Genomic DNA, 25,340 nt, shown 5'->3' with positions numbered 1-25,340 from the left:
CCCCCCCCTGCGCCGGGGTCCTTTTCTTTGTGCGGTTGGTGTGTGGCTGGGGTGGGGTGGCCTCAATCGCCGGCCGGGCTTTGGTTGTGGGGTTCGCCGTTGTCGGGTGCGGGTGCGGGTGCGGGTGCGGGTCTGGGTGCGGGTGCGTTGCCGCCTGCGGCGGGGCGGCCTCAATCGCCGGCCGGGCTTGGGTAGTGGTGGGTGCGCTTTCCGCTGGGTGCGGGGGCGCTTTTTGGGTGCGGGTGCGTTGCCGCCTGCGGCGGGTGGCCTCAAGCGCCGGCCGCGCTTGGGTGGTGGTGGGTGCCGGGGGTGGGGCCTCCGGGCTGGGGACCTGGAACGCGGTGCGGTTGCTGTGAGGCGTGTTGGGTGCTGTGAAGTCGCACCGCGTTCCAGAACCCCACCCTCCGACCCCACCCCCTCCCGCCGGAGAACGACATCGGGTTGTGGGGTGCGCCGCGCTTTTCTTTTCGCCCGTCCGGGGCGCTCATTCCTGCCTGGGCGCGCCCTTCTTGCTTTTCTTTTAGCCCGTCCGGCGTTTGAGGACGCGCACGCAGTGCGCTCCCGCCGCTGGGGGCACCTCCCAGCGGTAGCTGGGGGAGGCAACGGACCCGCGGCTTGGGGTCTGGGGCGGAGCCCCAGTTTCGGGAAGGGGCGGGGTAGGGGAAAAAGCCCGCCGCAGGCGCAACGGGCCCGCACCCAGTGGGCTGGGGCAGTGCCCCCCACGCGGCGGAGCCGCAAATTAGATGCAGCCGGGAAGGGGCGGGGTAGGGGAAAAAGCCCGCCGCAGGCGCAACGGGCCCGCACCCAGTGGGCTGGGGCAGTGCCCCCCACGCGGCGGAGCCGCAGATCAGATGCAGCCGGGAAGGGGCGGGGTAGGGGAAAAAGCCCGCCGCAGGCGCAACGGGCCCGCACCCAGTGGGCTGGGGCAGCGCCCCCTCCACGCGGCGGAGCCGCAGATCAGATGCAGCCGGGAAGGGGCGGGGTAGGGGAACAAACCCGCCGCAGGCGCCACGGACCCGCAGGACCGGGGGGCTGGGGGCGTGCCCCCAGGGCAGGGGAAAGACCGCCGCTCACCCCGCCGCCGCCCGAGAGATCCGCGCACCCAACTCCGCCAAATGAGAAACCAGCTCCGCCGGCTGACGCGCCGAGAACTCGCAATCGATCAGCGCCAGCCGGAACGCCACCCACTCCAGCGAGTCCGCGGTGGTGAAATCGAGCTCACACCGGTCAGAGCCGACCGGCACAGGAACACCCAGCTGCGAAGGAAACCGCGCCGCCACGTACTCCGCAGGAGCATGCAGGGTCACCACCACCCGGTACGTCGGCTGGAGCCGTGCCATGGAGCGGCTCATGAATTCCGCCGCGTCCGCGGCGGGGAGCTCGCGCGGGGTGAAGCGGGCGCCGGTCGCGAAGGGCTCGCTGACCCGGTCCACCCGGAACGTACGCCAGTCGTCGCGGTCGATGTCGTACGCCACGAGGTACCACCGCCGCCCCGTACTCACCAGCCGGTGCGGCTCGACCAGTCGCTGGGTCTCGGTGCCGTCGCCCGTGCGGTAGGCGAAGCGGAGCCGTTCGTTGCCGGTGGCGGCCGCGGCCATGACGGTGAGCGTGCGCGGGTCGACGGTTCCGGAGTCGCCCCAGGTGAGCGGCACGGTGGCGGCCTGGAGCGTGGCCACGCGGTGCCGTAGGCGGGAGGGCAGCACCTGTTCCAGCTTGGCGAGGGCCCGTACGGACGCCTCCTCGATGCCGTCGACGGCGTGGCCCGCGCCCGCGCGCAGCCCGACCGCGATGGCGACGGCCTCCTCGTCGTCGAGGACGAGCGGCGGCATGGCCGCGCCCGCGGCCAGCCGGTAGCCACCGACCGCGCCCATCGTGGCCTGCACCGGATAGCCGAGGTCGCGCAGCCGCTCGATGTCGCGCCGGATCGTGCGCGGGGTGACGCCGAGCCGCTCGGCGAGCTCGCTGCCCGGCCATTCGCGCGGTGTCTGGAGCAGGGAGAGCAGAGTCAGCAGCCGTGCGGGAGTGTCGGTCATGTCACCCAGCCTGCCAGCGAAGTGGGACACAGTCTGTCCTACATGGCCTATAACGTCGGTCTCGTTCCCCCCCCGCTCCACCGGAAAGGGCTTTTCTTGATGGCCACCGATTCACCGCCCGTGGACCGCCGCCGCTGGCTGGCGCTCGCGGTCGTGATGACCGCGTCCTTCATGGACCTGGTCGATGTCACCATCGTCAACATCGCGATGCCGAGCATCCAGCGGGACATCGACGCCTCGTTCAGCGTGCTGCAGTGGCTCAGCGAGGGGTACGCGCTGGCCTTCGCGATCGGCCTGATCACGGGCGGGCGGCTGGGCGACATCTACGGCCGCAAGAAGATATTCCTGCTGGGCATGGGCGGCTTCACGCTCGCCTCGATGCTGTGCGGCATCGTCAGCGACCCGCAGCTGCTGGTCGCCGCGCGCGTCCTCCAGGGCCTGATGGGCGCGATGATGGTGCCGCAGGTGCTGTCGATCATCCACGTCACCTTCCCCGCGCACGAGCGCGGCAAGGTCTTCGGGATGTTCGGCGCGGTCGTCGGCCTCGGCGCGGTCTCCGGCCCGCTGCTGGGCGCGCTGCTCACCCAGTGGAACCTCTTCGGCCTGGAGTGGCGCCCGATCTTTCTGATCAACCTCCCGGTCGGCATCGCGGGTCTGCTCCTGGGCCGTCGCTTCATCATCGAGTCCAAGGCCCCGCGGGCCATGAAGCTCGACCTCGTGGGCGTGGCCCTGGCCAGCGCCGGCCTGCTGATGCTGCTCTACCCGCTGACGCAGGGCCGCGAGCACGACTGGCCGGTGTGGGGCTTCGTGTCGATGGCGTGCTCGGTGCCGATGTTCGTCGCCTTCGTGCTCTACGAGCGCCACAAGACCCGCAAGGACGGCTCGCCGCTGGTCGAGCTGTCGCTGTTCAAGGTCAAGAGCTTCGCGGCGGGCATCGGCGTGCAGCTGACCTTCGGTCTGACCTCCGGCATCTTCTTCCTGGTCTGGACGCTCTACATGCAGATCGGCCTCGGCTGGTCGGCGCTGCGGGCGGGCCTGACCGGCGTGCCGTTCTCGCTGGCGGTCTCGGCCGCGGCGGGCATGTCGGTGCAGAAGCTGGTGCCGCGCTTCGGGCGCAAGGTGCTCCAGGCGGGCGCGCTGATCATGGCCGCGGGCGTCCTGACGTACATCTGGGAGGCCGAGCATTACGGCGCGGACATCAAGTCCTGGCAGATGGCGCTGCCGCTGATCGTGATGGGCGCGGGCATGGGCCTGATCGTCGCCCCGATCACCGACGCCGTGCTCTCCGAGGTCCCGCGCGAGCACGCGGGCTCCGCGTCCGGCCTGATCAACACCACGCAGCAGCTGGGCAACGCGGTGGGCCTGGGCCTGGTCTCGGTGGCGTTCTTCGGCGTCGTCGACAACGCGGACCCGCGCACACGGCCGGTGTCGGACATCTTCGGCGAGGCGTTCACCCACTCCCTGTGGTGGGTCGCGGGCGGCCTGGTGCTGGTCTTCGGCCTGATGTTCCTCCTCCCGAAGCGGAGGGCCACCGAGACGGTGGCGGACGAGCCGCAGGAGCAGGAGCTGGTGGCGGCGTAGCCACCCCTCTTCGGGCGCCGGGCGGGCCGGGTTCTCCGGCCTGCCCGGCGCGGCTGTCTCCCGCGCCGTCTCGCGCCCGAGCGGTACGGGGAGTTGCTACAGCTCCAGAAGGGGCTCCACGGCGCGCAGCTCCCGGCGGATCTCGTCCAGGGGCGCGGTCCGCTCGCGGTCCAGCACGAGATAGATGAAGATGCCGCCCTCGCGCAGCCGCGGCAGTGGCCGGATCATGTGCAGTTCGCCGGCCAGCGTGATCAGGATGTCCTCCACGCTGTCCGGCGTATAGCCGAGAAGCTCCAGTGTGTAGAGCTTGGCGCGCATGACGTCGCTGTCCCCGTCGGCGACCTTGTCCATGTCCAGACCGCTGCCCCGGTCCAGCGCCCCCAGGACCCTGCGCTGCTGGAAATCGACTATCGCGACACCGGTGGCTCCGTCGATCGCCAACGCCTTCTCCAGGGCAGTCTCAACGGCATCCATCGGCGCACGACCTCCTTCGAGCAGGAATCCGACAGGCGCGGTGACGCCCAGACTTACCGGCTGCTCAGAGCACGCACGCTAGCGGAGACGACTGACATCGTGCACTGTCGGCGGCCCTGCCGCCCTGGACCCGCGGTGTCGCCGGTGTTCAGGTCGTGCGGATGTACCGAATTCCGTCGCCCAGGTCGGGGTTGTCCGCCAACGCCGAAAGGTGCAGCGGGGTGTTGGCGGAGGTGAGGGAGGCGGGCACGAGACAGGACGGGTCCCGGTAGCCGATGACGATCGTCCGGTCCGTACGGTTCCTGACCGACCGCGCCGTCATCAGGCGCTCGGGGGCGTCCGACGACGGCTTCACGATCCGCGTGCACTCGACGAGGGCCGACTTGTAGACGGTCTTCTCGCCGTGGAAACCGGGCTCCGACCAGAAGCAGATGCTGCCCGCGGTACAGTCGCCGGCCGCCACTTCGCCGCCCTCCGCACTGGCCGTAGCGGCCGCACCGAACACTCCCGCGGCCGCGAGGACCATGCCGAGGGCTGCCGAGGTCATGCGCTGAAGCAGCACTGTCTCCTGGGGGTACGGCTCGGGACGACTCCCGCTGGGTCCGCTTAACTGCTGATCGGGGCGGGGGTGTTGGGCGGGACCATGCGAAAAGGCGTTCTGCGGGTCAGCCACCGGCGGAGCCGACGCGAGGGCGCTGAGCCCGAAGCGGTACTCGCCGCCATAGTCGGTTCCCCACGGGGCGACGGTGATCCCTCCGAGCGCCGCCCTGGCCGTCTCCGGCGCTGCCGTCATGCTTTCCCATAGTGGGCCTCTCGCCAGTGCCGTTCCTTCTCCGCGTTGAACGCGGCGGCCTCCGCGAGGCGTCCTTCTCGCACGGCGAGGACGTGGGCGAGGGTGAATCCGTGGCACTTCCTGCATGGGCGGGGGTTGCCCGGTGTGCTGGCCGCCGCACCGGCGCGGCTCGTCGCGTTCGCGGCGGCGACGCGGTCGCCGAGGGATTCCGTTTCCTGGTTCACGCCGGAACCGTAAGGGCGCCCGTAAAGCCGAAACAGGTTCGGGACATGGTAGTTCGGCAGCAGTCCGGCACCGAGTATCACGTAGCGTGGTACCTACTGCGTAACGCCCAGGTGGGCAGCCATTTCGCGCATGTCCTGGGTGAGAGTGCGCTTACGTGACCTGAGCAGATCGCTCATGATGTAGCGAGCCATGGCCTGGTGCTTCAACCACTCGCCGGACCTGGTCCGCAGGCGCTTCAGTTCGCCCATCGCGTCCTGGTGGGAGCCCACGGCGACATGGGCCTTGGCCACGTCGAGCCGGTGGCGGTCCCAGTTGTTCGAGGTCGGCTTGCCGTGGATGTGCAGGGCCCTTTCGCTCAGCACTCCGTTGTCGGCGTGCCGGAGCACGCCGCGCGCGTCGTTCATGATGGACAGGTCTTCGACGGCCTTGAGTTCTGCCGTGATGGGCCCGAATGTCGCCCAGTGGGTCCGGTAGTCGATGTGTTCGCTGTCCATCGCGCTGGCCGCCGTGCGAGCCATCCGCCGGGCCTCGCGTGCGACATCGGGCTTGTTGTCGCGTACGGCTGCCGAGGCGATCCGCAGCGAGAGTTCGCCCCACAGAGCGAATTGCGCGGGGTCGGTGGCGGAGATACGCGGCTCCATTTCCGCGGCCGTTGCACTGGCGAGCCGCTCGCTCTCGTCGAACCGGTCCTGCCGCAGCAACAGCCAGCACATGCCGACGACACCAGTGGCGGCGGTGCGCGTCCGGTCGGTTTCGCGAGCCAGCCGGATGGCTTCGGCCAGTGCGTAGTAGGCCATGTCGTACTGGCGCACCTGAGTGAGGTATTTACCGGCCAGCAGCAGCGCTTGGGCCCGGAGGACCACTGCTCGTTGCCGTTCCTCGCCCTCCAGGGAGGCGACGCACGCTTCGGTGGAACGCAGGAGGCCCGGCAGCTTCCTCGCGACGGCGCCGTAGCGATCGGCGTGGTAGAGGGCGTGCCCGTCCTCGATGTGCGCGCGGAGCTCCGGCAATGCCCTGCCCTCTCCGTGATCGCAGAGCGCGGCGTCGAGCCCGACGGGCGGCATCAACGCCCGTCGCAATTCGGCGAGATAGCGCCGGTTCGCCTCGTCGCCGATGACGGGATCGGGTGCTTCCGTCGCGAAGAGGGCGGAGGTGGAGACGCCCAGGGCGCGCGCGAGACTGTGCAGCGTCTCGACGCGCGCGGCCGCGCCCTGCTCCACCTTGCGCACCACGCCCAAAGAGAGGCCGGCTTCATGGGCGAGCTGTTCCTGACTCAGCCCGGCGGCGCGGCGGTACTTCCTGATGTTGTCGGACAGTCCTGTGGACACGGCAACCACCGTCCCTTCAAGCCAAGGGTAGGCCCGACGGGTGCCTGGCCGAGTTCGCCGGTCGGCAGCCCGGGGTCTGGGTGGGGCCTCAAGGGAGCTCCCGCTGACGGCGAGGGCGGTATCGCCTGTGCGGCGAGTTCAGACGGCGAACTGCTCGTGATCCACGCCGCGTTCCCATACGGCTTCGAACGCCGAGGCGCAGAGTCTCACCGTAACGGGGGCCTCGCTGTACTCGTGCCCGGCCCAGTCACCGTCCCCGGTTCAATGGTGGAACAGAGCCGAGCAGCCATCGGTCAATGGCCTTGCGTACCAAGGGAGTCCAGCCCTGCCAGAACTCCGAGTCGGGGTCGAGGTCGGTCTCCCCGGTCCGCGTGAAGTGCACGAAGCTTTCAGTCTCGTCGCCGACGCTGTAGGTGTCGCGCATCTCCAGGTGCACGGCGGTACGCCGGGCGGATTCGAGCAGCTCGGCGAAGTCCGGCACGCCGTTCTGTGACATCACATTCCTCCCTGAGGGGCGGCAGTTCAGCAGCTGGAGCCCGCTCCGTAGGGAGGTGTCCATCCCCCACATCAGCCCGGGATCCCGTGAGCGCGGGCGTAACCCCGTCCGCCCCCGCCCGGAAAGCCCCCCTCCCTTCCGGAACGTTCCGGATGGCCCCGGCGGCCCGAGCCGGTTGTAGTGGACCCATCGGCCGTGGCTGCCGGTGCGCAGGAGTCGGCAGTCCCGTCGAGCTCGTTCGGTTGGTCAACTCCGTAGGAGAATCGCATGCGAATGAGACGAACAGCGGCCGCGTCAGCCGCTCTTCTGCTGCGCGCGAGGCGCACGAGGCGGGGCGTGGCCCTGGTGGCCGCTCTTCTGATGGCGGGTGGGCTTTCGGTGGGGCAGGCGTCCGCGGCGCCGACGACCGCTCCTTGCGACGGTACGTACACGATCGTCGTCGGCGGCACGGGAAGCTCCTGGAACAACGACGGCTTCTACGGCAACATCCAGCAGCACGTCGGGTATCCCACCACGATTCCCAACGGCGCGAGCGTCCGGGCAGGCGTCAACGAGCTGAACCGGCTGGTCCGTGACCAGCGTGCCGCGTGCCCGGGGCAGCACGTCAAGATGGGCGGGTACTCCCTGGGTGCCGCGGTGGTACACGTCTGGGTCACCGAGAACTGGCAGTCGTTCGACAACGTCAACGCCATCCTCGTCGCGGACCCCAAACGCCAGGGCCCTCCCGGAGGCAACGGCTCCACCTCGCCGTTCGGCCCCATCGTCGGTGCTCCGCTCGCGGGCGTCGACAGGTTCTTCGGCAACGTGCCGGTCAAGTCGATCTGCCACTGGGACTACATCTGCGATGACTCCGCCGATCCCTTGGGCTACCCGTACAACCACACCCACAACTACCCCGAAGACTTCAACATGGACCACCACAACGACAGCGCCCACGAGCAGTGGTGGAACGGCGCCTGGTATCCCTGGTAATCCAGGCCGCTGACGGGCGGGGGCCCGGTCCCGAGCTCCGGGATCCGGGCCCCCGGACCCGAGCCCTCTATGCAAGGAATGGGTGGTGGGTTCGACCCACCCTCCCTCCCAACCCCCGCGCATACCACGCGCGTTCACTTTCCGTGTTCGGGTTGCGACACAGCGCCGCCACCCTCTAGCGTTCGCAGCAATGAACGACCCCGACCGGTGCGCCAACACCATGCCGGGGTCTGACCATCAAGATCGAGAAAGGGTCGATCCATGGCTGTCGCCGACTTTAGTCCTGCCCCACGTGCCGCGCACCCGTACCCCCTGGCCCGTCCCGGATACGGCAAGCGCACCGCCCCCGAGCAAGCTCCCCGCCGCCGTGGCGACTTCGCGCACCTGCGGCCCCGCGAGGCGCCCATCGCCGCTTTCATCGATCGTCTGCCCGAGGGTGCGGCCATGGACGCCAAGACCCTCGCCGCCCAGCTGCCCGACTACGGGCAGGCCGCGTGTCTCACCGCGCTCCGGCGGCTGTCCGAGGCGGGGCATCTGCGGCGGGTGACGGAGCGGATCAAAGGTGACGGCGGCAGCTGGCACTGGGTGACCCGTTCGCATTTCTCCCGCACCGCGCGGGACGACGCGTGGTGGACGGCGGTCCTGGCGGGGGACGTTCCGGCGCAGCGCACCCGGTCGCAATCGCAACCCGAGCCTCAGGCGCCGTCCCGTTCGTACGCGTACGACGCACTCGCCTCCCTGGGGCGCACGGACCCCCGCATGACTCTCTCCGCCGCCGAGTGCGCGGCACTCGAAGAGCTCGCCGCCGCGTGGCTGGCGCGCGGTGCGTCCGAGGTGGAGCTCGTACGCGCGCTGACGACCGGACTGCCGCCGGAAGTGCACTGCGCGGGCGCCTTCGCGCGCCGTCGGCTCGTCGACAAGATGCCGCCCGAGGCCGTCGTGGACACCCCCGCGCCGACCTTCCGCATCCCGGAGTGCACCGTCTGCCGCGCGCCCGGCCGCCCCGAGGCGCTGCCCGGCGGGATCTGCCGAGACTGCCGCGGCGAACCGGCGCCCCACCAGGCCCAAGGCGTGTCGCCGGACGGTGTACGCGCCCGCGCGGCGGCGGTCCGCGCCGCCCTCGACGCACGCCCGTACGTACGACGCGGCCGCTGAAACGCCCATCCACCTGCTGCGTGAGCAGGGAGACGCACTCCGTGACATTTGACGCCGACGGCAGGCGCTCCGCATCATTCCACTAAGACGTTAGTGGAATGAGGGTGCGGATGATCGTGTTCCGGGTGGACCGGCGCAGCGGCGTCGCCACCTATCTGCAACTCGCGCACCAGGTCAGGCAGGCCCTCCGGCTCGGCGTGCTGGAGCCGGGGGACCGGCTGCCCACGGCCAAGGACGTGGTCGCGGCCACCGCGATCAACCCCAACACCGTGCTGCGGGCCTACCGCGAGCTGGAGCGCGAGGGGCTCGTGGAACCCCGGCCGGGGCAGGGCACGTTCGTGCGGCGCTCACTGTCCCGGCCCGCGACGGCGGCGGACTCGCCGCTGCGCGCGGAACTCACCGACTGGGTGGACCGGGCCCGCGAGGCCGGTCTGGAACGCGAGGACATCGCCGCCCTCACCGCCGCCGCCCTCGACGCACGCTTCCCCGCGCCACCCCCGTCCCACCGATCACCGCAGTCCTTGGAGGAAGACACGTGACCGACCCGATCGCCTCTACGGCCCTGCGGGCGACACGGCTCGGCCGTAGGTTCCGGAGCGGATGGGCGCTGCGCGACTGCGACTTCGCCCTGCCCGCCGGCCGGATCACCGCGCTCGTCGGCCCCAACGGAGCCGGCAAGAGCACGCTGTTCCACCTGGCCACCGGCCTGCTGCGGCCGACCGAAGGCGAGATGAGCGTCTTCGGCGCCGACCCGGTCACCGCCGGGGCCCGCGACCGCACGGCCCTCCTCGCCCAGGACAAGCCGCTCTACCCCCGCTTCACCGTCGACGAGACCCTCCGCTTCGGCCGCGAGCTCAACCAGGACTGGGACCAGGCCACCGCCGAACGCATCGTCCGCGCCGGGGACATCCCCCTCGACGCCCGCGTCGGCACGCTCTCCCCGGGCCAGTGCACCCGCGTCTCGCTCGCCCTCGCCTTCGGCAAGCGGCCCGAGCTGCTGCTCCTCGACGAGCCGCTGGCCGACCTCGACCCGCTCGTCCGCATCGAGGCCATGGGCCTGGTCATGGCCGAGGTCGCCGAACGCGGCATCACCGTCGTGCTGTCCTCGCACGTCCTGTCCGAGCTGGAGAACGTCTGCGACCACGTGCTCCTCCTCAAGCACGGCGGCGTACGGCTCCAGGGCGACGCGCAGCGGCTGTGCGACGACCACGTCCTGCTCACCGGGCGGGCCGAGAGCGGGCGCGAGGACGGCCTGCCGGCCGGGCTGGGCGGCGCCACCGTCGTGGAGTCGACCGTCACGGGCCGCCAGGTCACCGCCCTGCTCCGCACGGCGGGCCGCCCCGCCGATGCCCCTGCCGATGCCTCCGCCGATGCCCCTGCCGACAGCCCGGCCGACAGCCCGGTCGACGTTTTCGCCGACGACCGGTGGGTCACCGAAATCCCCTCCCTGGAAGATCTGTTGCTCGCGTATCTCCGCTCCGCCCCGGCCGACGCCGCCCCCTCCGGTGACACGGAGGCCGCAGCGTGAAAGGCACCCTCTGGCTGGCCTGGCGCCAGCAGCGCACGCTGATCCTGGTCGGCGCGGCGGTCCTCGCGGCCTGCGCGGTGTGGGTCGCGTTCCAGCGCGCGGACATGCTGGCCTTCATCAGCGACCACCACATCGACACGAAGAACTGCAAGGGCTGGAACGGTGACTGCGCCGGTTCGACAGCCGCGCAGTTCTTCGAGGACACCAACGGGCCGCTGCGCGCGCTCGGTTCGCTCAGCACCGCCCTGCCCGTGCTCATCGGCATCTTCTGGGGCGCGCCCCTGCTCGGGCGCGAGCTGGAGAGCGGTACGTGGAAGCTCGCGCTGACCCAGGGCGTCAGCGTCCGCCGCTGGTTCCTCACCCGCTTCTCGCTGGCGCTGGTCTGCACGCTCATCGGCTCGGCGGCACTCGCCGCGCTCCTCGCGTGGTGGTGGGAGCCGGTCTCCAACATGCTGAACGGCCTCTACTGGCACGACGGCTACATTTTCAACGCCACCGGCCCCGCCGCCGTGGCCTGCGCGGTCCTCGGCCTCGTGGTCGGCACGGCGGCCGGGCTGCTGCTGCGCCGCACGGTGGCCGCGATGGGCACCGCGCTCGCCGTGATCGTGGGCGTACGCCTGCTCCTCAACACCGTCCGCCACGACTGGATCTCACCCACCCTGCGCACCAGCCAGGGCGACGCGCCCCGGCAGTACATCGGCAGCGCGGAATCGGCCGGGGACTTCGGCTTCATCGACCGGGCCGGCCGCCTGGTGCACGAACCGGCCGCCTGCGCATCGGGCGAGGGGCTGCCCGACATGAAGACCTGCATGGCCCAGAAGGGCTTCACCGGACGCTTCTACAAGGTCTATCCCGCGAGCGACTTCTGGGTCTTCCAGTGGATCGAGACCGCGGTCTTCATCGGCCTCGCGGCCGCGCTCATGGCCCTGATCTGCGTCGTACTGCGCCGCCGCGCGGTTCTCTGACGGACAGGGCCCCGTGGCGGGGGCACTCAGGGGACGCGGCGGCCCGGACTCAGCTCCCGTACAGATCGCCGTACGAAGGGAAGACACCCCCCGGGCCGTCCACCCCCTCCGCCGCCAGGACTCCCTTCACCACCGCGCGGGTCAGGACGTCCGCCCCCGCCGCCAGGATCTCGTTGAGCGCCCCCGCCACCGGGAGGATCGTGCTGCCGAACAGCTCCTCCCCGGCCAACGGGCGCTCACCGGTGGCCAGCGCGAAGACCGTGTCGCCGTCGCTCAGCAGGTGTACGGGGCGCACCGCGCGGGCCAGGCCGTCGTGAGCCGTGCCCGCGAGCTTCTGGGCCTGGGCGCGGGTCAGCACGGCGTCGGTCGCGACGACGGCGAGCGTCGTATTGAGCGGCGGCCGTACGGAGGAGGCCGCCCGCCTCGCGGACTCCTGCTGCGCCGCCGCCAGCCTCTCCTGGGCGGCGCGGTGCCGCTCGGGCGCCGGGACGTCGACCACGCCCTGCGCCAACTGCCCGTACAACGCGCCCGTCCTGGGCTCGACCACCGACCCGACGGCGTTGACCACGGCCAGCGCCGCGACCGTCGTACCCGACGGAAGCACCACGCTCGCCGTCCCGACGCCACCCTTGACGCCCCCGGCCACCGCGCCCGTACCCGCGCCGACCGTGCCCTGCTCCACCGGCGCCCCCGCCTCCGAACGCGCCGCCGCCTCGACCGCCTCCCGCCCGAGCGCGGCGTCGGGGCGGGCCCGCCAGTCGCCGCCGCGGCCGAGGTCGAACAGCGCGGCCGCCGGGACGACGGGCACGACCTGCGCCGGATCGGGACCCACCCGGAAACCGCGGCCCGCCTCCTCCAGCCAGGCCATCACCCCCGACGCGGCGTCGAGCCCGAACGCGCTCCCGCCGGACAGCACGATCGCCTCGACGTGCTGCACGAGATTCCGCGGATCGAGCGCGTCGGTCTCCTTCGTCCCCGGGCCGCCGCCCCGCACGTCGACCGCGGCGATCGCGCCGCCCGCCTCGGTGAGCACCACGGTGGTGCCGGTCAGGGCGCCGTCCCCGACGCGGCGCGCGTGCCCGACCCGCAGCCCGGGAACGTCGGTCAGTGCGTCGAGAGGGCCGGGGGAGGGCTGCTGTGCGGCGTGGGCGTCAGTCATGGCCCATGCGTACCACTTCCCTTCCGCTATGTCTGTGGTGTGTCCGCTGCCGTCGCCTCCACCGCCGCCCGCCGGGTGGTCAGGAAGACCCCCACCGCCACCGTGGCCGCCGACACCAGCCCGGCCAGCAGGACCGCGGCATGCCCCGCGAACGTGCAGGCCAGCACCAGCACGGCCGACACCGGCAGCACCAACTGCTGCGCCAGGCCCCGCTTGTGGTGCCGGGAGTGGATCAGCCACGCCGAGAACATGAACAGCGCCGTCGCCACGGTGACCGCCCCCGACGCCGCGAACGTCGAGATGTGCGCCTTGCCGACGGCCTCCTCGATCGCCACCTCGATCCCCGCCCCGATGGCCGCCGCCGAGCCGAAGACGAAGTAGTGCCCGTAACCCCACAGGAACGCCTGGCGGTTGGAGGCCAGATGGAGATGGATGGGCACCGCGAAATAGATCCAGTACGCGGCGAAGATGATCAGCAGTCCGCCGCCCGCGATCGGCAGCAGCGTGCCCAGCGCCTCGTGCTCGTCGACCGCCGACTGGACGGCGACCGTGGCCGCCGACACCGTCTCGCCCAGCACGATGATGGTGAACAGGCCGTACCGCTCCGCGATGTGGTGCGGGTGCCACCCCGTCTGGCGCCGGAGCTCGGCGATCGCGGGCACCGACATCTCCGCGACCGCCATGACCAGGAAGAGCCACGGCTTGGCCTGCTGCGGCAGCAACAGCAGCCCCAGCCAGCCCACCTGGCACAGACTGACCCCCACCGCGTACCGCAGCGCCGTCCGCCGCTCCTCGCCTCTGCCGGCGTGCGCGGCCCGCAGCCACTGCGTCACCATCGCGAGCCGCATCACCAGATAGCCGAACCACACCACGGTGAAGTCGCTGCCGTCGAAGGCCCGGGGGACACCCGCCGCCAGGATCAGGACCCCGGCCATCTGCACCAGCGTCACCACGCGGTAGAGCACGTCGTCCGTGTCGTAAGCGGAGGAGAACCAGCTGAAGTTGACCCACGCCCACCAGACGGCGAAGAACACCATCAGATAGCCGGGGAGACCGGTGGCCGGGTGGTCCTCGGCGAGCGCGTGCACCAGCTGCCTGCCGGCCTGCGCCACCGCCACGACGAAGCACAGGTCGAAGAACAGCTCCAGGGGCGTGGCCGTACGGTGCGCCTCCTCGCGCCCGCGCTCGGTCATCCGGCGCAGCACGCCACCACTGCCGTGGGAAGCGGGAGTGGGCTCGCTCATGGTCAGCCGGCGCGGTGCGGCGCGCGGCCGGTGGAGATTCCCCCGCCCCGGGTCTCCCCGTGGCCGGGGCCGCGCTCCCGCCTCTGGCCGCGGGCCACCGGGGTGTGGCGCTCAGGACACGGGCCGGGCACCGGCGAGACATATGTGGGCAGCGTCACATCGCTCATGCGGTGATTGTCGCCGTTGCCACCGCCGGGCGCGCGCCGGGAGCGCCGGAGGCCGGGCGGCCCGACCGTACCCTGGAGGCATGAGCGATGCCCCCGAACCCGCCGCCGAGCCCACCCCGCCGCCGCGCCGGCCCGCCGCCGCGCTGATCTTCGACGACCCGCTGTCGCAGCAGTCCTCGGACGACACGGACCGCGGCTGGGGCGAGCGGCCCGCCGGCGGCGGCAGCGCCGCCGACCTGGCCCGCTTCCTCGACGAGAAGCCGCCCCACCACATCTGAGCCCCGCGGCGGGCCCGCGCCGGCGTCAGCGCTGGGCCGGGACCGTCTCCGGCTCCGGGCCACGGCGCTGCTCGACCAGCGCGTCCCGGATCTGCTCCAGCAGCTCGATCTCCGTGACCTGCGCCGGCGTCGGCTCCGCCGGGTTCTTCGCGGCCTGGCGGTCCTGCCAGCGCTTCATCGGCAGCAGCATCAGGAAATAGACGACCGCGGCCGTGATCAGGAACGTCAGCGTCGCGCTGAGCACCGCTCCCCACTGGATGAAGACACCGGACGTCACCTCGCCCGCGGCGTTCTTCGAACAGGGGCCCTTCAGGCAGGCCGCGTAGTGGTCCAGGTCCTTGGTGCCGAAGGCGCCGACCACAGGGTTGATCACACCCTTGACCACCGAATTGACGATGTTGGTGAACGCCGCACCGATGACAACGGCGACCGCGAGGTCTATGACGTTGCCCCGCATCAGGAACGCCTTGAAGCCGCCAAGGACGCCTGTTTTCTTCTCGCTCACCGAGCGGCCTCTCTCTGTCTCTCTCTGTGCCGCAATGGCACGATCCATGCCTTCCGGACGAGTTTGCCAGGTCTGGGCCGGGCTTGGGGGTGATCATGCGAGGGCGTAGTGCGTGAGGGTGGGCAGGCAGGGGGTGGCCGCGGCGGCGGCCGCGATCGCTGCCAGGCGGAGTCTTTGCCTTCGGGGGTGGGCGGGGTGTCTTGTGGACCGTCTCCTTCCCACTCTGATCGGTTCGAAGTCGGGGAGGTGTTGGGTGGGTGGGGGTGTGGGGTTGCTCTCAAGTGCGATCATCTGGGGCTCGCCTTGGGGTCGTGGGCTCTGGGTGTTCACCACGATTCCGTGAATCTCGGGATTTCGCTGGGGGCTGTGGATTACTGGGCGATTGTGGATAACGGGGCCGCTCGTCTGTGGCCGGTGGGGGCGCGAGCGGCGGGCCTGTTCCCCAGCCCCGCCCCTTCCTGCTGCATCTGATGTGCGGCTCCGCCGCAGGCGACCACCCGCCCCCAGGCCCCGGCTGCGGGCGGGTGGTCGCCTGCGGCGGGCTTGTTCCCCTACCCCGCCCCTTCCCGGCTGCATCTCATTTGCGGCTCCGCCGCGTGGGGGGCGCTGCCCCAGCCCCCGAACCTGCACGCCCGTTGCCGCCTGCGGCGGGAGCGCACTGCGTGCGCGTTCTCAATCGCCGGACGGGCTGAAAGACAAAAGCATGGCGTGCCCCGAAGCGTGATGTCGCCCTCCGGGGGGAGGGGGTGGGGTCGGAGGGTGGGGTTCTGGAACGCGGTGCGACTTCAGGGCACTCAATACGTCTTACGGTTCCCGCACCGCGTTCCAGGTTCCCAGCCCGGAGGCGCCACCCCCGGCACCCACCACAAACCCAGCCCGGCCGGCGTTTGAGGCCGCCCGCCGCAGGCGCACACAACCCGCACCCGGAAACGCACCCGCACCCGGAAACGCACCCGCACCCGGAAACGCACCCGCACCCGGAAACGCACCCGCACCCGGAAACGCATCCGCACCCAAACACGCCCCCGCACCCAGCGGAAAGCGTACCCACCACACACCCAAGCCCGGCCGGCGATTGAGGCCACCCCACCCCAGCCACAACACACCCGCACCCAACCCCTTACGGCAACTCGATCCCCAGATCCCACCCCTCATGCGCCCCCACGCACAGACAAGCCCTCTCGCTCGTCTCCGGCAACGCGCAGACCGCCGCGAACAGAACCTCGCGCAGCCGCCCCACGTTCTCCCCGAAGACCCGCATCACCTCGTCGTGCGAGACCCCGTCACCCGTGTCCGCGCCCGCGTCGAGATCGGTGACGAGGGACATGGAGGTGTAGCAGAGGCCCAGTTCGCGGGCGAGGACCGCTTCCGGGTGGCCGGTCATGCCGACGACCGACCAGCCTTGGGCGGCGTGCCAGCGGGATTCGGCCCGGGTCGAGAAGCGGGGGCCCTCGATGACGACCATGGTGCCGCCGTCGACGGGGTTCCAGCCGTGGCCGCGGGCGACGGCCACGGCGACGGCGCGGCCGGCGGGGCAGTAGGGGTCGGCGAAGGTGGTGTGGACGACGTTGGGCACCGTGCCGTCGGGCAGGGGCTCGCCGTCGAAGAAGGTCTGGACGCGGTTCTTGGTGCGGTCCACGAGCTGGTCCGGCACGAGCAGGGTGCCCGGCCCGTACTCCGGCCGCAGCCCGCCGACCGCGCAGGGGCCGAGCACCTGGCGCACGCCGACGGAGCGCAGGGCCCACAGGTTGGCCCGGTAGTTGATGCGGTGCGGGGGCAGGTGGTGGCCGCGTCCGTGGCGGGGGAGGAAGGCGACCTTCCGTCCGGCCAGTTCACCGATGAAGAGCGAGTCGCTCGGCGACCCGTAGGGCGTCTTGACGGTGACCTCGGTCACTTCCTCCAGGAAGGAGTAGAACCCCGACCCGCCGATCACGCCTATGTCCGCCTGTGCGGCGGTACCCATCTCGACCATGCGGCCACCCTAACGGCGCACCGGGAAGCACCGGGAAGCACCGTAGAACGGCAGGAGCCCGCGAACCCTTCGACGAAGGGCTCGCGGGCTCCAGGGAAGTGCGAGTGGTGCCTCAGGCGGCGGACGTGCTGCTCGACGACGAGGTCGAGGACGCCGAAGAGGTCGCCGAGGACGTCGAGGAGGACGTCGAAGACGAGGCCGACGAGGAGTCCGAGCCGTTCTTCGGGGCGGACGAAGTCGTGGAAGCCTTCGCCGGGCTGCTGCTGGACGACGCGCCACGGCTGTCGTTCCGGTAGAAGCCGGAGCCCTTGAAGACGATGCCGACCGCGGAGAACACCTTCTTCAGGCGTCCGTCGCAGCTCGGGCAGACGGTCAGGGCATCATCGGTGAACTTCTGCACCGCCTCGAGGCCCTCGCCGCACTCGGTGCACTGGTACTGGTAAGTCGGCACTTGATCCTCCTGGCACTCTCACTCAATGAGTGCTAACGACGCTCCATAGTGCAGTATTCCGGCCCGTCAGTCCACCGATACGGCCTCGCGGTGACCCACCCCACGTGCGGCGATGAGCGATTCGCCCTTCGGTGTGAGCGCCTTGCGCAGCGTGAGGAGGACCGCCAGGGCCAGCACCGTGCCGACCAGCGGGATCAGGAAACCGGAGCTCGCGGTGTGCGAGTCGATCACCCGGCCGCCGATGCTGGCACCGGCCGCCTGGCCGAGGCCGACCGCGCCGGTGAGCCAGGTGAAGGCCTCCGTACGGGCCGTCGGCGGGACCAGCGACTCCACCAGCGTGTAGCCGGTGATCAGCGCCGGGGCGATGCACAGGCCGACGAGCAGGCCGAGCCCGCCCAGCAGCGGCAGCGCGTGCGCGGCCCACAGCGGGGTGGTGGCCAGCGCCAGCAGCGGGTAGGCGACCAGCAGGCGGCGCTGCGGGCTGACCTTCCAGGCGATGGCGCCGCAGACGATGCCCGCGATCATGTTTCCGGCCGCGAACGTGCCGTACATCAGACCGTTGAGCCCCGGCTCGCCGAGCTCCTTGGTGAAGGCCGTCATCGACACCTGCATGCCGCCGAAGACGGAACCGATACCCAGGAAGGCGACCGCCAGGACGCGGACGCCGGGCACGGAGAGCGCCGAGGCGGTCTTCTCGCGGCTCCCGGAGGAGCGGCTGGGCTCGGGCTCGGTGCGCCGCTGGGAGGCGAAGAGCAGGCCGCCGACGAGCGTCAGGACCGCCTCGGTGATCAGACCCGCCGCCGGGTGGACGCCCGTGCACAGCGCGGTGGCCAGCACGGGGCCGATCACGAAGGTGAACTCGTCGGTGACCGACTCGAAGGCCGCCGCCGTGGACATCAGCGGCGAGCCGTCCAGCTTGGCCGCCCAGCGTGCCCGGACCATCGGTCCGATCTGCGGGGTGGACGCGCCGGCGGGCACCGCCGCGGCGAACAGCGCCCACAGCGGTGCGTCCGCCAGCGCCAGGGTGATCAGCAGGGAGATCGCCGCGGCGTGCACGACCACGCCGGGCAGCAGCACCCTGCCCTGTCCGAAGCGGTCCGCGAGCTTGCCGCTCTGCGGGGCGAACAGCGCCATCGCGACACCGGCGGTCGCCGAGACGGCGCCCGCCGTGCCGTACGAGCCGGTGGTGTGCTCGACCAGCAGCAGGATGCCGATGGTCAGCATCGCGAAGGGCTGCCGGGCCAGAAAGCCGGGAAGCAGGAACGTCCAGGCGCCGCGCGTGCGCAGCAGCTGGCCGTATCCGGGTCGCGCCTCGGCGTGGTCGTTGACCGTGGATGCCACGGCCGGGCCTTTCCGCCGCCTGGTAGCACGCACCGCACGGGACACCGCACGGAGCGCGCCGAGAGCTGTCCTCTCGCGCAGGACCGTGGTAGATGCCGTGCCGGCCGCCTTGTGTCGCGCGACCGCGGCCGCCGTGCGGTCGCGCCAGCCCTGCATCAGGCAGAGTTGGTTCGGTCAGATAATGGGGAACAACATAGGAAATAACGAGGTTACTTCCCCTTCAGCGTACCGGGTGTCCCCAGCCAGCCCGCAAGCTTGCCTCCCTCGCTCACGGCCCGCAGCCGTTTCTCCGTCGCGTCGCGCACCGGATCGGTGGCCACCACCAGCAGCTCGTCGCCCAGGCGCAGCACGGTCGTGGGGCCCGGTACGGAGCTCTTGCCGTCGCGTACGACGAGGGTGACCGCGGCCCCGGCGGGCAGCCGCAGCTCCCCGACCTCCACGCCGTGCATCTTCGATCCCTCCGGGACAGAGACGGACAGCAGATGGCCGCGCAGCCGCTCCAGGGGCGCCGATTCGATGCCCAGGTCCTCGGGCTCCGTCTCGCCCAGCCGCAGCCGCCTGGCGAGCCAGGGCAGCGTCGGGCCCTGCACCAGGGTGTAGACGATCACGAGCACGAAGACGATGTTGAAGATCGTCCGGCTGTCGTTCACCCCGGCCACCATGGGGATGGTGGCCAGGACGATCGGCACCGCCCCGCGCAGGCCCGCCCAGGACAGCAGGACCTTCTCCTGCCAGGGCGTGCGGAAGGGCGCGGTGCTCAGGAAGACCGAGACCGGCCGGGCGACCACGGTCAGCACCAGCCCGACGATGAGCGCGGGCACGATGTCGTCGCCCAGTTCGTGCGGGGTGACGAGCAGGCCGAGCAGGACGAACATGCCGATCTGGGCGATCCAGCCGAGCCCCTCGGCGAAGCCGCGGGTGGCCGGCCAGTGCGGCAGTTTGGCGTTGCCCAGTATCAGCGCGGCCAGATAGACGGCCAGGAAGCCGGAGCCGTGGGCGAGCGCGCCGCCCGCGTAGGCCGCGGTCGCGATGGCCATCACGGCGATCGGGTAGAGGCCGGAGGCGGGCAGGGCCACGTGCCGCAGGCCGTACGCGCCGAGGAAGCCGATCGCGAGGCCGATGGCCGCGCCGATGGCCAGCTCAAGGGCGATCTTGCCGACCAGGACGTACCAGTGGTCGACCGGTCCGGCCGCCGAGAAGGCGACGACGAGGATGACGACGGGGGCGTCGTTGAAGCCCGACTCGGCCTCCAGGACACCCGTCAGCCGGGACGGCAGCGGGACGTTCCGCAGCACGGAGAAGACGGCCGCCGCGTCCGTCGAGGACACCACGGCGCCGATGATCAGGGCCTGCCGCCAGTCCATGCCGGCGAGGTAGTGCGCGGCCGACGCGGTGATGCCCACGCTGAGGGCGACGCCGGCGGTGGAGAGCACGGCGGCCGACGGCAGCGCCGGTCTGACCTCGTGCCACTTCGTGCCGAGGCCGCCCTCGGCGAGGATCACGACCAGGGCGGCATAGCCGATCACCTGGGTCAGGCCGACGTCGTTGAAGTGGACGCCGATGCCGTCCTGCCCGATGGCGACGCCTATGCCCAGATAGATGAGCAGGCTGGGGAGCCCGCTGCGCGAGGAGATCCGTACCGCCGCCACTGCGACGAGCAGCACGAGAGAGCAGATCAGCAGGAGTTCGTTGAGGTGGTGGACAGTCAGGGGCCGGTCCCTTCACGAGTCTTGCCACGGATATCGGCCGGAACGTTCCTCCGGCCGACCGGAACTTCATTTCCTAACCTAATATTTTACGGGTTCTTGACGCGTGATAGCGGCCACAGCGACGTATGTCACTGTCCCGCCGGACTCCGCGTCGGGGCGCCCGGAGCGCTGCGCCTATGGTTGCTTCAGCACTCCAGGACCACCCTGCCCCTCTAAGGACAGCGATGCCCGCCAACAAGACCGGCCCTTCCGGCAAGAAGAAGTCCGGTAAGAAGAAAGGCCGCCGCGCCCGCCTGCTCGTGATCACTCTTGTGCTGCTGCTCGTGGCGGGCGTCGGCTTCGGCGCGTACTGGAGCGTCAGTACGGTCCGCGCCTCCTTCCCGGAGACCAGCGGCACGCTCCAGCTCAAGGGGCTGTCCGGGCAGGTGAAGGTCGCGCGCGACGCGCACGGCATCCCGCAGATCTACGCGGACTCCGCCGAGGACCTCTTCCGCGCCCAGGGCTTCGTCCAGGCGCAGGACCGGTTCTGGGAGATGGACGTCCGCAGGCATCTGACGGCGGGCCGCCTCTCCGAGATGTTCGGCGAGGGGCAGGTGGAGACCGACGCCTTCGTCCGCACGATGGGCTGGCGGAAGGTCGCGCAGGAGGAGTACGACACCAAGCTGTCGGCGAGCACCAAGAAGGCCCTCCAGGCGTACTCCGACGGAGTCAACGCCTACCTCAAGGACCATCAGGGCAAGTCGCTGTCCGTCGAGTACGCGGCCCTGTCGTTCAAGAACGACTACAAGCCCGAGCAGTGGACGCCGGTCGACTCCGTCGCCTGGCTGAAGGCCATGGCCTGGGACCTGCGCGGCAACATGCAGGACGAGATCGACCGCTCGCTCGCCGCGACCCGGCTGAGCCCCAAGCAGATCGACCAGCTCTACCCCGCGTACCCGTACGACCGGAACAAGCCGATCGTCGAGGGCGGCGGGGTCGACCCGCTCACCAAGGCGTTCGACCCCAAGGCCACCCCGTCCGAGAGCACGCAGACCGGCGGCACGGCCGGCACGGCCGGCAAGCCGGGCGGTACGGGCACGGGCGGCGCGAACGGCGCCACCGGAGGTACGGCCGGCGGGGCGAACGGTGCCACCGGCGGCTCGGGCGCGGCCAACCCCACCACCGGCGGCAGCGCCGGCGGCGGGCTGCGCAGCGGCCTGTCCTCGCTCTCCAGCACCCTCGACAAGATCCCGGCGCTGCTCGGCCCCTCCGGCAACGGCATCGGGTCCAACTCCTGGGTCGTCTCCGGGAAGTACACGACCACCGGCAAGCCGCTGCTGGCCAACGACCCGCACCTGGCGCCCCAGATGCCCTCGCTCTGGTACCAGATGGGCCTGCACTGCACGAAGACCAGTGCCGCCTGCCCGTACGACGTGGCCGGCTACACCTTCGCCGGCATGCCGGGCGTGGTCATCGGCCACAACCAGGACATCGCCTGGGGCATGACCAACCTCGGCGCCGACGTCTCCGACCTCTACCTGGAGAAGGTCACCGCCGACACCTATCTCTACGACGGCAAGCAGCTGCCCTTCACCACCCGCAAGGAGACCATCAAGGTCGCGGGCGGCAAGAGCCGTGAGTTCACCATCCGCTCCACCAACAGCGGGCCGATCGTCTCCGACCGCAACGACGAGCTGGGCAAGGTCGGCCAGGACGCGCCCGTGCAGGACCCCGCGCCCGACCGCGCCGAGGGCTACGCCGTGTCGCTGCGCTGGACCGCGCTCGACGCCGACAGGAGCATGGACGCCCTGCTGGACCTGAACCGCGCCAAGGACTTCAAGGAATTCCAGAAGGCCGCCGCCGGCTTCGAGGTGCCCTCGCAGAACCTCATCTACGCCGACACCGAGGGCCACATCGGCTACCAGGCGCCCGGCCGCATCCCCGTCCGCAAGGGCGACGGCCGCTACCCCGCGCCCGGCTGGGACCCGGCCTACAAGTGGACCGGTTACATCCCGCAGGCCGAGCTGCCCTGGGACTACGACCCCAAGCGCGGCTACATCGTCACGGCCAACCAGGCCGTCGCCGACAAGAAGTACCCCTACCAGCTGACCTCGGACTGGGGCTACGGCGCACGCAGCCAGCGCATCAACGACCTCATCCAGTCGAAGATCAAGGACGGGGGGAAGATCTCGACGGACGACATGCAGAAGATGCAGATGGACAACACCAGCGAGATCGCCAAGCTGCTGACCCCCTACCTGCTGAAGATCGAGCTCAAGGGCGACAACGAGCGCGAGACGAAGTACGTCCGCGAGGCGCAGAAGCTCCTGGAGGGCTGGGACTACACCCAGGAGGCCGACTCCGCGGCCGCCGCGTACTTCAACGCCGTGTGGCGCAACACCCTCAAGCTCGCCTTCGGCAACAAGCTGCCCAAGGAGCTGCGGGTCAAGGGCCAGTGCCTGCGCGTCCGCCCGGCCAACGACTCCGGGCCGCAGGAGGACCTCGACGGCAACACCCGCCTCGTCACCGAGTGCGGCGAGCGCGAGCCCGACTCGGCGCAGCCGGACGGCGGCGACCGCTGGTTCGAGGTCGTCCGCAACATCCTCGACAAGCCGGACGACGCGTGGTGGAAGACCAACGGCACCCGCGCCAACCCCGACGCCGGCGCGCACAACCGTGACGAGCTGCTGGCCCAGGCCATGAAGGACGCCCGCATGGAGCTCACCTCCAAGCTGGGCAAGGACGTCAACTCCTGGAGCTGGGGCCGCCTCCACCAGCTGAACCTCAAGAACCAGACCCTCGGCAAGGACGGCCCCGCCATCGTGCGCTGGCTGCTCAACCGCGGCCCCTGGAACCTCGCAGGCGGCGAGGCCGCGGTCAACGCGGCCGGCTGGAACGCGGCGGGCGGCTACGACGTCATCTGGGTCCCGTCGATGCGCATGGTCGTCAACCTCGGCGATCTCGACAAGTCGCGGTGGATCAACCTCACGGGCGCTTCCGGGCACGCGTACAACGCGCACTACTACGACCAGACGGACAAGTGGGCCAAGGGCGAGCTTCTCCCCTGGGCGTACAGCGCGGACGCGGTGAAGAAGGGGACGGATGCGGAGCTTGTCCTGAAGCCGTAGGGGTCCGCCTGCGGCGGGCTGTTTTCTTCCCCAGCCCCGCCCCTTCCCGAAACTGGGGCTGCGCCCCAGACCCCCAAGCACGCTTCGCGCGCTGTCCTCAAACGCCGGACGGGCTGATTGTGCTGGCTACGGTCCGCACAATCAGCCCGTCCGGCGTTTGAGGACCAGCGCCGCAGGCGCTGTGCGTCAGCCGACGCACCTGCGCATTGGGGGCCTGGGGCGCAGCCCCAGTTCGGGAAGGGGCGGGGCTGGGGAAAAGACCGCCGGAGGCTACCGGAAGCGCCGCACCCCCGACGGAGTCACCACAGCGTCCACCGCCTGATCGTGCGGCTCGGCCGGCACCCGCGCGACCACCTCCGAGTCGTACAGCAGCACCACCCGCACCGGAGAACGCTCCGAGAGACGGGCCAGCACACGGTCGTACGACCCCCCGCCCCGCCCCAGCCGCAGGCCCCGCTCGTCCACCGCCAGGCCCGGCAGCAGCACCGCGTCGGCGGTGGTCACGGCGGACGGCCCGAGGCGTTCGCCGTCGGGTTCGAGGAGGCCGCGGGCGGCGGGTACGAGGTGGGCGGGGCCGTCGTAGGGGGCCCAGTCGAGATCGTTGTCGGGCAGCAGGACCGGCAGGAGGACGCGTACGCCCCGCTCGCGCAGGGCGTCCAGCAGGGCGCGGGTCCCCGGCTCGGTCCCCATGGAGACGTAGGCGGCCACCGTGGTGGCCTCCGCGAGCTCCGGGAGGGCGAGCGCGCGGCGGGCCAGCGCGGCCTCCGCGGCCGCGCGGTCATCTATGGTCAACCCTGCTCTCACCGCAAGGAAAGAACGCCGCAACTCGGCCTTCGTACCCTCGTTTTTGATCACTGTTCGTACAAACTCCCTGTCTCGGGTCATACTCGGTGGAGCCTCATCTTCCGCCCAATCCCAACCGTTAGTGTTCGGCCCATGACTCATTCGCGTTCTCGGATCAGCAAGGCTGTCATCCCTGCCGCCGGTCTCGGCACCCGCTTCCTGCCGGCGACCAAGGCCACGCCCAAGGAGATGCTGCCGGTCGTCGACAAGCCGGCGATCCAGTACGTGGTGGAGGAGGCCGTCCTCGCCGGCCTGTCGGACGTCCTGATGATCACGGGACGCAACAAGCGGCCGCTGGAGGACCACTTCGACCGCAATTACGAGCTGGAGGAGGCCCTGCGGCGCAAGGGCGACGAGTCCCGGCTCGCGCGGGTGCAGGAGTCCAGCGACCTGGCCACGATGCACTACGTCCGCCAGGGCGACCCCCGGGGCCTGGGGCACGCCGTGCTGTGCGCGGCCCCGCACGTGGGCAACGAGCCCTTCGCCGTCCTCCTCGGCGACGACCTCATCGACGCCCGCGACCCCCTGCTGTCGCGCATGGTCGACATCCAGCGCAAGCACGGCGGCAGCGTGATCGCCCTCATGGAGGTCGACCCCTCGCAGGTCCACCTCTACGGCTGCGCGGCCGTCAAGCCCACCGACGTCCAGGACGTCGTGGAGATCACCGGCCTGGTGGAGAAGCCCGAGCCGGCCGAGGCGCCCAGCAACTACGCCGTCATCGGCCGCTACGTCCTCGACCCGGCCGTCTTCGACGTGCTGCGCGAGACCGAGCCCGGCCGCGGCGGCGAGATCCAGCTCACCGACGCCCTCCAGGCCCTCGCCGCCGAGCCGGGCCTCGGCGGGCCCGTGCACGGCGTGGTCTTCAAGGGCCGCCGCTACGACACCGGTGACCGCGGTGACTATCTGCGTGCCATTGTCAGACTGGCATGCGAGCGTGAAGATCTAGGACCGGACTTCCGGGCCTGGCTTCGCCGTTACGTCACCGAGGAGATGTAGCACCTTGAGCAGAACCGC

The 25,340-nt window shown here is 70.9% G+C and carries 23 protein-coding genes and 1 pseudogene; 9 read left to right on the top strand and 15 right to left on the bottom strand.

The annotated features are described in order from the left end of the window. Positions 1-1,070: 1,070 nt before the first annotated feature. Entirely contained in the window at positions 1,071-2,033 is a 963-nt protein-coding gene (locus tag ACFY1P_RS25360) for a YafY family protein (protein ID WP_361526580.1), read from the bottom strand. Between the two features lie 99 nt (positions 2,034-2,132). On the opposite strand from ACFY1P_RS25360, the gene ACFY1P_RS25355 reads away from it, so the two are divergent. Beyond that, the gene (locus tag ACFY1P_RS25355; RefSeq protein ID WP_390751949.1) at positions 2,133-3,614 is read left to right on the top strand and encodes an MFS transporter; all 1,482 of its coding nucleotides are present in this window, start codon (positions 2,133-2,135) and stop codon (positions 3,612-3,614) included. Between the two features lie 96 nt (positions 3,615-3,710). Here the strand turns inward: ACFY1P_RS25355 and ACFY1P_RS25350 are convergent, their stop codons facing one another. The 5 genes and pseudogenes from ACFY1P_RS25350 to ACFY1P_RS25330 form a co-directional block, all read right to left on the bottom strand. Next, positions 3,711-4,088 carry a hypothetical protein gene (locus tag ACFY1P_RS25350; protein WP_390751948.1) on the bottom strand — a complete coding sequence of 126 codons (378 nt, stop codon included), beginning with the start codon at positions 4,086-4,088 and terminating at the stop codon, positions 3,711-3,713. A 148-nt stretch (positions 4,089-4,236) separates the two neighbouring features. Next, positions 4,237-4,635 carry a peptidase inhibitor family I36 protein gene (locus ACFY1P_RS25345; protein WP_361526587.1) on the bottom strand — a complete coding sequence of 133 codons (399 nt, stop codon included), beginning with the start codon at positions 4,633-4,635 and terminating at the stop codon, positions 4,237-4,239. 242 nt (positions 4,636-4,877) lie between these two features. After that, positions 4,878-5,105, bottom strand: coding sequence for a hypothetical protein (locus tag ACFY1P_RS25340; RefSeq protein WP_390751947.1), 228 nt, complete (start codon positions 5,103-5,105; stop codon positions 4,878-4,880). 93 nt (positions 5,106-5,198) lie between these two features. Continuing rightward, positions 5,199-6,434, bottom strand: a complete 1,236-nt coding sequence (locus ACFY1P_RS25335) for a helix-turn-helix domain-containing protein (RefSeq protein WP_390751946.1) — start codon at positions 6,432-6,434, stop codon at positions 5,199-5,201. A gap of 138 nt (positions 6,435-6,572) precedes the next feature. Continuing rightward, positions 6,573-6,930: pseudogene (locus ACFY1P_RS25330) on the bottom strand (DUF6879 family protein). A gap of 360 nt (positions 6,931-7,290) precedes the next feature. On the opposite strand from ACFY1P_RS25330, the gene ACFY1P_RS25325 reads away from it, so the two are divergent. The 5 genes from ACFY1P_RS25325 (at position 7,291) to ACFY1P_RS25305 (ending at position 11,550) form a co-directional block, all read left to right on the top strand. Then, positions 7,291-7,902, top strand: a complete 612-nt coding sequence (locus ACFY1P_RS25325; protein ID WP_361526656.1) for a cutinase family protein — start codon at positions 7,291-7,293, stop codon at positions 7,900-7,902. Positions 7,903-8,163: 261 nt separating this feature from the next. Next, positions 8,164-9,057: a hypothetical protein gene (locus ACFY1P_RS25320; RefSeq protein ID WP_390751945.1), complete on the top strand. Its 894-nt coding sequence runs from the start codon at positions 8,164-8,166 to the stop codon at positions 9,055-9,057. Between the two features lie 110 nt (positions 9,058-9,167). Then, positions 9,168-9,596: a GntR family transcriptional regulator gene (locus ACFY1P_RS25315; RefSeq protein ID WP_390751944.1), complete on the top strand. Its 429-nt coding sequence runs from the start codon at positions 9,168-9,170 to the stop codon at positions 9,594-9,596. After that, positions 9,593-10,585: an ATP-binding cassette domain-containing protein gene (locus tag ACFY1P_RS25310; RefSeq protein WP_390751943.1), complete on the top strand. Its 993-nt coding sequence runs from the start codon at positions 9,593-9,595 to the stop codon at positions 10,583-10,585. The genes ACFY1P_RS25315 and ACFY1P_RS25310 overlap by 4 nt, the downstream gene beginning before the upstream one ends. Further along, entirely contained in the window at positions 10,582-11,550 is a 969-nt protein-coding gene (locus tag ACFY1P_RS25305) for a transporter (RefSeq protein WP_361526605.1), read from the top strand. Before ACFY1P_RS25310 ends, ACFY1P_RS25305 begins: the two co-directional genes overlap by 4 nt. 49 nt (positions 11,551-11,599) lie before the next feature. Here ACFY1P_RS25305 and ACFY1P_RS25300 read toward each other — a convergent pair whose 3' ends face one another. The 3 genes from ACFY1P_RS25300 to ACFY1P_RS25290 are packed head-to-tail and all read right to left on the bottom strand — an operon-like array spanning position 11,600 to position 14,120. After that, the gene (locus ACFY1P_RS25300) at positions 11,600-12,709 is read right to left on the bottom strand and encodes a P1 family peptidase (RefSeq protein ID WP_390751942.1); all 1,110 of its coding nucleotides are present in this window, start codon (positions 12,707-12,709) and stop codon (positions 11,600-11,602) included. Positions 12,710-12,735: 26 nt separating this feature from the next. Beyond that, positions 12,736-13,953 (bottom strand): low temperature requirement protein A, encoded by a 1,218-nt coding sequence (locus ACFY1P_RS25295; protein WP_361526611.1) that lies wholly within the window; start codon positions 13,951-13,953, stop codon positions 12,736-12,738. A gap of 2 nt (positions 13,954-13,955) precedes the next feature. Next, entirely contained in the window at positions 13,956-14,120 is a 165-nt protein-coding gene (locus tag ACFY1P_RS25290) for a hypothetical protein (protein WP_361526614.1), read from the bottom strand. Positions 14,121-14,200: 80 nt separating this feature from the next. Between ACFY1P_RS25290 and ACFY1P_RS25285 the strand changes: the two genes are divergently transcribed. Next, the gene (locus tag ACFY1P_RS25285) at positions 14,201-14,398 is read left to right on the top strand and encodes a hypothetical protein (protein ID WP_361526617.1); all 198 of its coding nucleotides are present in this window, start codon (positions 14,201-14,203) and stop codon (positions 14,396-14,398) included. Between the two features lie 25 nt (positions 14,399-14,423). Here ACFY1P_RS25285 and mscL read toward each other — a convergent pair whose 3' ends face one another. The 5 genes from mscL to ACFY1P_RS25260 all read right to left on the bottom strand — a co-directional run bounded on the left by mscL (position 14,424) and on the right by ACFY1P_RS25260 (position 20,376). Next, positions 14,424-14,903, bottom strand: coding sequence for a large conductance mechanosensitive channel protein MscL (mscL, locus tag ACFY1P_RS25280; protein WP_361526620.1), 480 nt, complete (start codon positions 14,901-14,903; stop codon positions 14,424-14,426). A 1,120-nt stretch (positions 14,904-16,023) separates the two neighbouring features. Next, positions 16,024-16,875, bottom strand: coding sequence for an S-methyl-5'-thioadenosine phosphorylase (locus ACFY1P_RS25275; protein ID WP_361526623.1), 852 nt, complete (start codon positions 16,873-16,875; stop codon positions 16,024-16,026). A 112-nt stretch (positions 16,876-16,987) separates the two neighbouring features. Then, a complete protein-coding gene (locus tag ACFY1P_RS25270; RefSeq protein ID WP_361526626.1) occupies positions 16,988-17,326 on the bottom strand; it encodes an FmdB family zinc ribbon protein in 339 nt (112 codons plus the stop codon). Positions 17,327-17,392: 66 nt separating this feature from the next. Beyond that, the gene (locus ACFY1P_RS25265) at positions 17,393-18,667 is read right to left on the bottom strand and encodes an MFS transporter (protein ID WP_361526628.1); all 1,275 of its coding nucleotides are present in this window, start codon (positions 18,665-18,667) and stop codon (positions 17,393-17,395) included. 209 nt (positions 18,668-18,876) lie between these two features. Continuing rightward, positions 18,877-20,376: a potassium/proton antiporter gene (locus tag ACFY1P_RS25260; RefSeq protein WP_361526659.1), complete on the bottom strand. Its 1,500-nt coding sequence runs from the start codon at positions 20,374-20,376 to the stop codon at positions 18,877-18,879. A 224-nt stretch (positions 20,377-20,600) separates the two neighbouring features. Here ACFY1P_RS25260 and ACFY1P_RS25255 point away from each other — a divergent pair, with 224 nt between their 5' ends. Beyond that, complete coding sequence (locus tag ACFY1P_RS25255; RefSeq protein ID WP_390751941.1) at positions 20,601-23,483, top strand: penicillin acylase family protein; 2,883 nt, start codon at positions 20,601-20,603, stop codon at positions 23,481-23,483. A gap of 270 nt (positions 23,484-23,753) precedes the next feature. Here the strand turns inward: ACFY1P_RS25255 and ACFY1P_RS25250 are convergent, their stop codons facing one another. Beyond that, positions 23,754-24,368 carry a 5-formyltetrahydrofolate cyclo-ligase gene (locus tag ACFY1P_RS25250; RefSeq protein WP_390751940.1) on the bottom strand — a complete coding sequence of 205 codons (615 nt, stop codon included), beginning with the start codon at positions 24,366-24,368 and terminating at the stop codon, positions 23,754-23,756. Between the two features lie 51 nt (positions 24,369-24,419). On the opposite strand from ACFY1P_RS25250, the gene galU reads away from it, so the two are divergent. Beyond that, on the top strand, positions 24,420-25,322 hold the full coding sequence (gene galU, locus ACFY1P_RS25245) for a UTP--glucose-1-phosphate uridylyltransferase GalU (RefSeq protein WP_361526637.1): 903 nt from the start codon (positions 24,420-24,422) through the stop codon (positions 25,320-25,322). Positions 25,323-25,340 lie beyond the last annotated feature (18 nt).

This window comes from Streptomyces sp. NPDC001407, from assembly GCF_042895325.1.
Lineage (GTDB): Bacteria > Actinomycetota > Actinomycetes > Streptomycetales > Streptomycetaceae > Streptomyces.
Note: the sequence above shows the minus strand (reverse complement) of the source record. Positions and strands in the feature narration are given on the sequence as shown.

What these genes read in the sequence shown, in the direction of transcription:
- ACFY1P_RS25360 (WP_361526580.1), bottom strand. Translation starts at nt 2,033, where the DNA reads ATGACCGACACTCCCGCACGGCTGCTGACTCTGCTCTCCCTGCTCCAG.
- ACFY1P_RS25355 (WP_390751949.1), top strand. Translation starts at nt 2,133, where the DNA reads ATGGCCACCGATTCACCGCCCGTGGACCGCCGCCGCTGGCTGGCGCTC.
- ACFY1P_RS25350 (WP_390751948.1), bottom strand. Translation starts at nt 4,088, where the DNA reads ATGGATGCCGTTGAGACTGCCCTGGAGAAGGCGTTGGCGATCGACGGA.
- ACFY1P_RS25345 (WP_361526587.1), bottom strand. Translation starts at nt 4,635, where the DNA reads ATGACCTCGGCAGCCCTCGGCATGGTCCTCGCGGCCGCGGGAGTGTTC.
- ACFY1P_RS25325 (WP_361526656.1), top strand. Translation starts at nt 7,291, where the DNA reads ATGGCGGGTGGGCTTTCGGTGGGGCAGGCGTCCGCGGCGCCGACGACC.
- ACFY1P_RS25320 (WP_390751945.1), top strand. Translation starts at nt 8,164, where the DNA reads ATGGCTGTCGCCGACTTTAGTCCTGCCCCACGTGCCGCGCACCCGTAC.
- ACFY1P_RS25315 (WP_390751944.1), top strand. Translation starts at nt 9,168, where the DNA reads ATGATCGTGTTCCGGGTGGACCGGCGCAGCGGCGTCGCCACCTATCTG.
- ACFY1P_RS25300 (WP_390751942.1), bottom strand. Translation starts at nt 12,709, where the DNA reads ATGACTGACGCCCACGCCGCACAGCAGCCCTCCCCCGGCCCTCTCGAC.
- ACFY1P_RS25295 (WP_361526611.1), bottom strand. Translation starts at nt 13,953, where the DNA reads ATGAGCGAGCCCACTCCCGCTTCCCACGGCAGTGGTGGCGTGCTGCGC.
- ACFY1P_RS25290 (WP_361526614.1), bottom strand. Translation starts at nt 14,120, where the DNA reads ATGAGCGATGTGACGCTGCCCACATATGTCTCGCCGGTGCCCGGCCCG.
- ACFY1P_RS25285 (WP_361526617.1), top strand. Translation starts at nt 14,201, where the DNA reads ATGAGCGATGCCCCCGAACCCGCCGCCGAGCCCACCCCGCCGCCGCGC.
- ACFY1P_RS25275 (WP_361526623.1), bottom strand. Translation starts at nt 16,875, where the DNA reads ATGGTCGAGATGGGTACCGCCGCACAGGCGGACATAGGCGTGATCGGC.
- ACFY1P_RS25255 (WP_390751941.1), top strand. Translation starts at nt 20,601, where the DNA reads ATGCCCGCCAACAAGACCGGCCCTTCCGGCAAGAAGAAGTCCGGTAAG.
- ACFY1P_RS25250 (WP_390751940.1), bottom strand. Translation starts at nt 24,368, where the DNA reads ATGACCCGAGACAGGGAGTTTGTACGAACAGTGATCAAAAACGAGGGT.
- galU (WP_361526637.1), top strand. Translation starts at nt 24,420, where the DNA reads ATGACTCATTCGCGTTCTCGGATCAGCAAGGCTGTCATCCCTGCCGCC.